Source organism: Pinirhizobacter sp. (assembly GCF_035317885.1).
Taxonomy (GTDB): Bacteria; Pseudomonadota; Gammaproteobacteria; order Xanthomonadales; family Rhodanobacteraceae; genus Pinirhizobacter.
Genome location: NZ_DATHFX010000350.1, coordinates 1 through 6,532, shown reverse-complemented (window position 1 = coordinate 6,532; position 6,532 = coordinate 1). Strand labels below are relative to the sequence as shown.

The following is a 6,532-nucleotide window of genomic DNA, read 5'->3' as shown; positions in this document are numbered from 1 at the left end:
GGCCGCGACCAAGAAGGCCGACGCATCCAAGAAACAGGCCCAGGACAAGGCCGAGGAACTGAAGAACGCCTCCAATGACGCCCTGCCGGACCTACCCAACGCCGACCAGAAGCAGACCGGCACCAACGGCGCCGATACGGGCCTCGTGGGCCGTTACCAGGCCGCCATCCAGAATTCGGTGACCCAGCACTGGATCCAGCCCGATACCGTCCAGTCCGGGACAAGCTGCAAGGTGCATGTCACCCAGATTCCGGGCGGCGATGTCCTCAGCGTCAGCGTGGATTCCAGTTGTCCGTACGATGCTGCCGGTCGCCAGTCGGTCGAAAACGCCGTCCTGGCCGCCAAGCCCTTGCCCTACCAGGGCTTCGAGTCCGTCTTCCAGCGTGACATAACCATCACCTTCAGGCCGCAATGATCCCGCCCATGCGAAAACTGACCCATCTCCTTGCCTTCGCCCTTGCCGCCGCGGCCGCCTTCGTGGCCGGCCCCGTGGCCGCCCAGTCGCTCAACGTCGATATTACCCAGGGCTTGAAGTCCGCCACGCCGATCGCCGTGGTGCCTTTTGCCCAGGCCGAAGGTACCCCGCTACCCACCGACGTCGCCGACGTCATGCGGGCCGACTTCAACCGCTCGGGCAAATTCCGCGCCCTGGACAAGAAGGACATCGTCGAGATGCCTTCGAAGGGGTCGGACATCCAGTTCGCCACCTGGCGCCTGCTCAAGCAGAATTACATCACCGTCGGCCGCATCGTCGATGCCGGCGGCGGCATGCTGCGGGTGGAATACGAGTTGTGGGACGTCAACCGCCAGCAGAGCCTTCTTTCCCAGGCGTTTACCGCCCCGGCAGGCGACCTGCGCGGCGTGGCCCACCAGATCGCCGACCAGATCTATGAAAAGATCACCGGCGTCCGTGGCGCCTTCTGGACCCGCATCGCCTACGTCACGGCGGTGGGTCTGAACCGCAATGCCAACTACTCACTGATCGTGGCCGATTCCGATGGCTACAACCCCCAGGTCGTGGCCCGCTCGAAGGAATCCCTGCTGTCGCCAGCCTGGTCGCCGGACGGTCGCAAGATCGCCTACGTGTCGTTCGAAAGCGGCAACTCGGCCGTCTACGTGCAGGACATCGGCACCGGTTCCCGTACGCTGATCGCCTCGCACCCCCGCGGCATCAACAGCGCCCCGGCGTGGTCCCCGGACGGCAGCAAGCTGGCGGTGTCCCTGTCCTATGTAGGAAACCCCGAAATCTTCGTCATCGACGTCGCCTCCCGCCAGGAGCGCCGGATCACCAACAACGTATCGATCGACACGGAACCGGTGTTTACCCCGGATGGCCAGTCGATCATCTTCACCTCCGACCGCTCCGGCAAGCCCCAGCTCTACCAGACTTCTGTGTCTGGCGGGGACGCCCAGCGCATCACCTTCAGTGGCGGTTTCAACGCCAGCGCCTCGGTCACCTACGACGGCAAGCAGATTGCCATGGTGCAGGGCAACGGGAACGTGTATCGTATTGCCATCATGGACCGTAGTCTTGGCGGCCAGGTGCGCTACGTTTCGCCGGGTAACGTCGACGATTCGCCCAGCTTCGCGCCGAACGCCGGGATGCTTCTTTATGCTGCATCGCAGGGAACCCGCGGTGTGCTGTATGCGGTATCGGCAGATGGCCTGGTGCGCCAGCGCCTGGTTCTGTCGGACGGCGATGTCCGCGAACCGTCTTGGGGACCCTACCGGCAGCGTTGAAGCCCCTGGCGCGTTTGACGCGACGGGGCGGGAAACACGGCAGGCGCGGAATTCCGCGCCTTTGCCATGAGAGAATTTGGCGGTTGGCTTTAGAAGGTCATCTGCGAAAGCGTTGGCAGGGGCGCGGGACAGCGCCTCGCTGGCGCCAGCTTTAAAAACAACAGCCGGACCACCGGCGAGCCTGTCCCAAAAAGAAACCGACTGTCGGATCCCAAACTGTTGAAGGAACGTCCCATGAATAAGACCGTTCGCGTCACCCTCGCCGCCCTGTTCTGCGTTGGCGCGGTGGCCGCTTGCTCGAAGAAGGCTGTCAAGACCCCGCCCCCGCCGCCGCCGGAGCCGATGGCTCAGACCCAGGCCCCGACCAACGACGGCGCCTACACGCCCGAGTCGCTCGATACCGTCGACTGCCTGCGTCAGCGCACCGTGTACTTCGACTTCGACAGCAACGAAGTGAAGCCGGAATACCAGGCTTTCCTCGCCTGCCACGCCAAGTACCTGCGTGACCGTCCGTCGGCCCAGATCCGTCTGACCGGCAACACCGACGAGCGCGGCACCCGCGAGTACAACCTGGGCCTCGGCGAGCGCCGTGGCAATGCTGTCCAGGGCGTGCTGGCTGGCCAGTCGGGCCAGGTCACCGTCGTCTCGAAGGGCAAGGAAGATCCGACCTGCCGCGAGCACAACGAAGACTGCTGGTCGAAGAACCGTCGCGTTGAGATCGAATACACCGCGAAGTAATGATGGTGTTGTCCAGGAACTACCTGGCCACATGCAGCGTGGCGGCCTTGATGGCCGCCACGTTGTTTGGCTTTATTTTCCCCGTGCAGGCGCAAGACACGCGTCTATCCCTGGCCGACCGCGTCAGCCGCCTCGAACAACAGGCGCAGGCGAACCAGGCCAATGCCAGCACGGTCAACCAGATTTCCGAACTGCAGCAGCAGAACGCCCAGCTGCAGGGCAAGATTGAAGAGCTGCAGCATCAGTTGCAGACCATGCAGGACTCCGGCAAGAGCCAGTACGTAGACCTCGACACCCGCTTGGGGCGTCTTGAGGGCAACCGTGCGGGCACCGCGCCAGGCGCAGGCCCTGCGGCGGCATCGGCAGCCACCTCTCCTACGCCGGCGTCCGCCGACAGCACCACCGACGACATGATGGCGCCGCCCCCGCAGCCGGCGTCGGTTACCCCCGTGGGCGGCCGTGGCGCAGCACCGGCAGCTGCCACCAAGGCACCCACCCCGCAGGCGGTCGACCCCGCCCAGCAGGCGGCGTACAACGCGGCCTTTACTGCGTTGCGCGGCGGCGATTTCGCATCTTCAGCCAAGGGCTTCAAGGATTTTCTCACCAAGTATCCGGATAGCCCGCTGGCGCCCAACGCCTATTACTGGCTGGGTGAGTCGTATTACGGCGCCACCAACTATTCGGTGGCGCTGGAAGCCTTCAAGCGCCTGGTCGGCCATTGGCCCACCAGCGAGAAAGCACCCGATGCCCTCCTGAAGATGGGCTACTGCCAGCAGTTGCTCAAGCAGCAGAACGAAGCGGTGGCCACACTCAAATCGGTGTCGGTGAAGTATCCCGGCTCAAAGGCCGCCAGCCTTGCCGCCGAGCGCCTGCGCCGCATGCAGCAGCCGGCGAACTAACGGGCCCATAGCGATGAACGCCGAGGCCCCCGTGGCGAACGCGGCGGCCCCCCGGGCCGAACGCCTTCGCATTACCGAGATCTTCCACTCCATCCAGGGTGAAGCCGACGCCATCGGCTGGCCCACCGTATTCGTGCGCCTCACCGGTTGCCCCCTGCGGTGCGTCTGGTGCGACACCGAATATTCCTTCCACGGCGGCCAGTGGCACGACATCGATGCCATCCTCTCCGAGGTGGCCAGCCACGGCGCGCGGCACGTATGCGTGACCGGTGGCGAACCGCTGGCGCAGAAGCGCTGCCTGGTGCTGCTGGAGAAGCTCTGCAACGCCGGTTACGAAGTATCGCTGGAGACCTCCGGTGCATTGGATGTATCGGCGGTCGACCCACGCGTGCGCAAGGTGATGGATCTCAAACCGCCGGATTCCGGCGAGAGCGCACGCAACCTGTGGTCGAACCTGGCGCACCTGTTGCCACACGACCAGGTCAAGTTCGTCATCGCCAGCCGTGGCGATTTCGAATGGTCGCGTGACGCGGTAGCCCAGCACGCGATCGACCGCATCTGCATGGTGCTTTTCTCCCCTGTCCACGGCAAGGTGGATCCCCGCGAGCTTGCCGAGTGGATCCTGGCCGAACGCCTGCCGGTGCGTTTCCAGATGCAGCTGCACAAGCTGTTGTGGAACGACGCCGCGGGCCACTGATCGAGTCGAGTGATGAACGAAGTGAAACAACCCCGCGCAGTGGTGCTGGTGTCTGGCGGCATGGATTCAGCCGTCACCATTTCGCTGGCTCGGCAGCGAGGTTTTGAAGTGTTCGCGCTGAGCGTGGCCTACGGCCAACGCCACAATTCCGAACTCGCCGCCGCCGCACGGGTTGCCAGCATGCTCGGCGCCGTCGCGCACAAAACAGTAACGGTGGACCTGCGCAGCATCGGCGGCTCGGCGCTCACCGCCGACATCGACGTGCCGGAAGAGGGCGGTGAGGGCATCCCGGTGACCTACGTGCCGGCCCGCAACACCATCATGCTTTCCATCGCGCTCGGGTGGGCCGAAGTGCTCGGCTCCATCGACATCTTCTGCGGTGTCAATGCGGTTGATTATTCCGGCTACCCCGACTGCCGCCCTGCCTTCATCGAATCATTCCAGGCCCTGGCCAACGTCGCCACCAAGGCCGGGGTGGAAGGCCACCGGATGACCATCCATGCCCCGCTGATGGCCATGAGCAAGGCTGATATCGCCCGTGAGGGTGCGCGCCTGGGTATCGACTTCAGCCAGACGGTAAGTTGCTACCAGGCCGATGCGGAAGGCCGTGCCTGCGGTCACTGCGACGCCTGCCGCCTGCGCCGGCAAGGCTTCGAGGCTGCCGGCCTGTCCGATCCCACCCGCTACGTGTTGTGACAGGCGAACCCAACCGGTTAAACTATCAGGCTATCGCTCCGGGCCGTTAGCTCAGTTGGTAGAGCAGCGGACTTTTAATCCGTTGGTCGATGGTTCGAATCCATCACGGCCCACCATGCGTAGCTTGCGATGTCAGTCTGCTACCGCAACGATCTGAATCCGGTGCGAACCTCATCCGACAATAGTGCCGGCTGCTCCCACGCGGCGAAGTGCCCCCTTTGGGCAACCGGTTGTAGTGGATGAGCTTGGGAAAGGCCGCCTTGGCCCAACTCTGCGGCGCCTGGTAGAGCTCATCGGGAAAGGCACTGACGGCCACAGGCACGGTGACGCCCTGCGGGACGAAGAACGCAAGCTTGTTTTCCCAATACAGGCGAGCGGAAGAGATCGCTGTGTTGGTCACCCAATAGAGGGTAATGTTGTCGAGGATGTCGTCCCGCGTAAGGCCTTCCGGTTTTCCGTCGAACACGCGTGCGATCAGCTCGTAACTGCGCGCGTCGTGATCGAGTATCCAGGCTGCAAGGCCGACAGGTGAGTCCTCGATGGCGTACAGGCTCTGGGGCCTGAGCCTCATCTCGTTGGCGTAGCCCAGCCCCGTCTTGTAGAAGAAATCAAGCTGCTCGTAAGCATGGCGTTCGTCGGGTGAGAGACCCGGCGGAGGTGGACCTCCCGCGCTGAGTGCTTTGACAATCTCAGGCGGCAAGGTGGAGGGCATGTTCAAGTGGATGCCCATGACGTCCGAAGGCGCAAGCACGGCCATCTGCTCGGTCACCGGATCACCCCAATCACCCCCTTGCGCCACGAAGCGTTTGTATCCAAGGCGATGCATCAGCGTGATCCAGGCGCGGGCGATACGAACCGGATCCCAGCCGGGGGCAGTGGGCTTGCCCGAGAACCCGTAGCCGGGCAACGACGGAATCACGATGTCGAATGCATCCGATGCGCTCGCGCCATGTGCGGTGGGATTGGTCAGCGGATCGATGATCTTCAGCTGCTCGATGATCGATCCAGGCCATCCGTGCGTAACGATAAGCGGCAGGGCGTTCTTTTCCTTCGAGCGGACATGGATGAAATGGATGTCCAGCCCGTCGATCTGGGTGATGAATTGCGGCAGGGCATTGAGCCTCGCCTCGACCTTGCGCCAGTCGTATTCTTTCACCCAATAGCTCGCCAACGCCTTCATCGTCGCCAGCTGAACGCCTTGAGACGCATCCGGCACCGTTTCGCGACTGGGCCATCGTGTTGCTTCCACGCGCCTGCGCAGATCGGCAAGTTCGGCATCCGGAACATGGATCTGAAACGGGGTGATGGCAGCCCCATGGCTGCCTGTTTGTTTTGCGGGGCTGCCCATGGCGATGGCCGTTTCGGAGAACCCGAGCATGCCGAACGGGGCCGCCGCGAATGTTGCTGCCGCGGCACCTAAAAGTTTGCGTCGCCCGGGTGACGGCGGCTTGGCGTCGTGTGACATGAGATCTCCTTGACGGATGAAATCAGTCAGCCTGCCGCTAACATGGATTTCCTATGGTTCCTAGCCGATCAAAGCAGACTCGACAGGGTGCGTCGATAGCACTTTGGTATTAGGTTCACCGTGCGGCACCTGGGGCCCGCCATTCGCGCCTATAGGTTGCCAGTGCCCGCGAGGGCGCTTTGCCTCACGAAGACATCGCCCGGGCCAGCTGCGCTGCCAGCGCGGCGTTCTGTGCTTCCAGCAGGGCGCCGACGATGCGCCACTGCGCAGCGATGATCACCGCCGCCGCTCCAAGGC

7 protein-coding genes and 1 tRNA gene are annotated in these 6,532 nt (G+C 63.6%); 7 read left to right on the top strand and 1 reads right to left on the bottom strand.

Annotation, left to right across the window (positions count from 1 at the left end):
- The 7 genes from tolA to VK519_RS11455 form a co-directional block, all read left to right on the top strand.
- On the top strand, positions 1–415 hold a 415-nt coding region (gene tolA / locus VK519_RS11485), incomplete at its 5' end, for a cell envelope integrity protein TolA (protein ID WP_324349916.1).
- Positions 412–1,740 carry a Tol-Pal system beta propeller repeat protein TolB gene (gene tolB / locus VK519_RS11480; RefSeq protein ID WP_414692743.1) on the top strand — a complete coding sequence of 443 codons (1,329 nt, stop codon included), beginning with the start codon at positions 412–414 and terminating at the stop codon, positions 1,738–1,740. The genes tolA and tolB, both read left to right, overlap by 4 nt.
- Before the next feature lie 234 nt (positions 1,741–1,974).
- Positions 1,975–2,478 carry an OmpA family protein gene (locus VK519_RS11475; protein WP_250625067.1) on the top strand — a complete coding sequence of 168 codons (504 nt, stop codon included), beginning with the start codon at positions 1,975–1,977 and terminating at the stop codon, positions 2,476–2,478.
- Between the two features lie 2 nt (positions 2,479–2,480).
- Positions 2,481–3,377, top strand: a complete 897-nt coding sequence (gene ybgF, locus VK519_RS11470) for a tol-pal system protein YbgF (RefSeq protein ID WP_324349918.1) — start codon at positions 2,481–2,483, stop codon at positions 3,375–3,377.
- Positions 3,378–3,390: 13 nt separating this feature from the next.
- On the top strand, positions 3,391–4,074 hold the full coding sequence (gene queE / locus VK519_RS11465; RefSeq protein ID WP_324349911.1) for a 7-carboxy-7-deazaguanine synthase QueE: 684 nt from the start codon (positions 3,391–3,393) through the stop codon (positions 4,072–4,074).
- 12 nt (positions 4,075–4,086) lie between these two features.
- Positions 4,087–4,770, top strand: coding sequence for a 7-cyano-7-deazaguanine synthase QueC (gene queC, locus VK519_RS11460; RefSeq protein ID WP_324349909.1), 684 nt, complete (start codon positions 4,087–4,089; stop codon positions 4,768–4,770).
- A 40-nt stretch (positions 4,771–4,810) separates the two neighbouring features.
- A tRNA-Lys gene (locus tag VK519_RS11455) sits at positions 4,811–4,886 on the top strand.
- Here the strand turns inward: VK519_RS11455 and VK519_RS11450 are convergent.
- On the bottom strand, positions 4,874–6,235 hold the full coding sequence (locus tag VK519_RS11450) for an epoxide hydrolase family protein (RefSeq protein ID WP_324349907.1): 1,362 nt from the start codon (positions 6,233–6,235) through the stop codon (positions 4,874–4,876). The two genes, VK519_RS11455 and VK519_RS11450, sit on opposite strands and share 13 nt — an antisense overlap.
- Positions 6,236–6,532: the final 297 nt, after the last annotated feature.

What these genes read in the sequence shown, in the direction of transcription:
- ybgF (WP_324349918.1), top strand. Translation starts at nt 2,481, where the DNA reads ATGGTGTTGTCCAGGAACTACCTGGCCACATGCAGCGTGGCGGCCTTG.
- VK519_RS11475 (WP_250625067.1), top strand. Translation starts at nt 1,975, where the DNA reads ATGAATAAGACCGTTCGCGTCACCCTCGCCGCCCTGTTCTGCGTTGGC.
- VK519_RS11450 (WP_324349907.1), bottom strand. Translation starts at nt 6,235, where the DNA reads ATGTCACACGACGCCAAGCCGCCGTCACCCGGGCGACGCAAACTTTTA.
- tolB (WP_414692743.1), top strand. Translation starts at nt 412, where the DNA reads ATGATCCCGCCCATGCGAAAACTGACCCATCTCCTTGCCTTCGCCCTT.
- queE (WP_324349911.1), top strand. Translation starts at nt 3,391, where the DNA reads ATGAACGCCGAGGCCCCCGTGGCGAACGCGGCGGCCCCCCGGGCCGAA.
- queC (WP_324349909.1), top strand. Translation starts at nt 4,087, where the DNA reads ATGAACGAAGTGAAACAACCCCGCGCAGTGGTGCTGGTGTCTGGCGGC.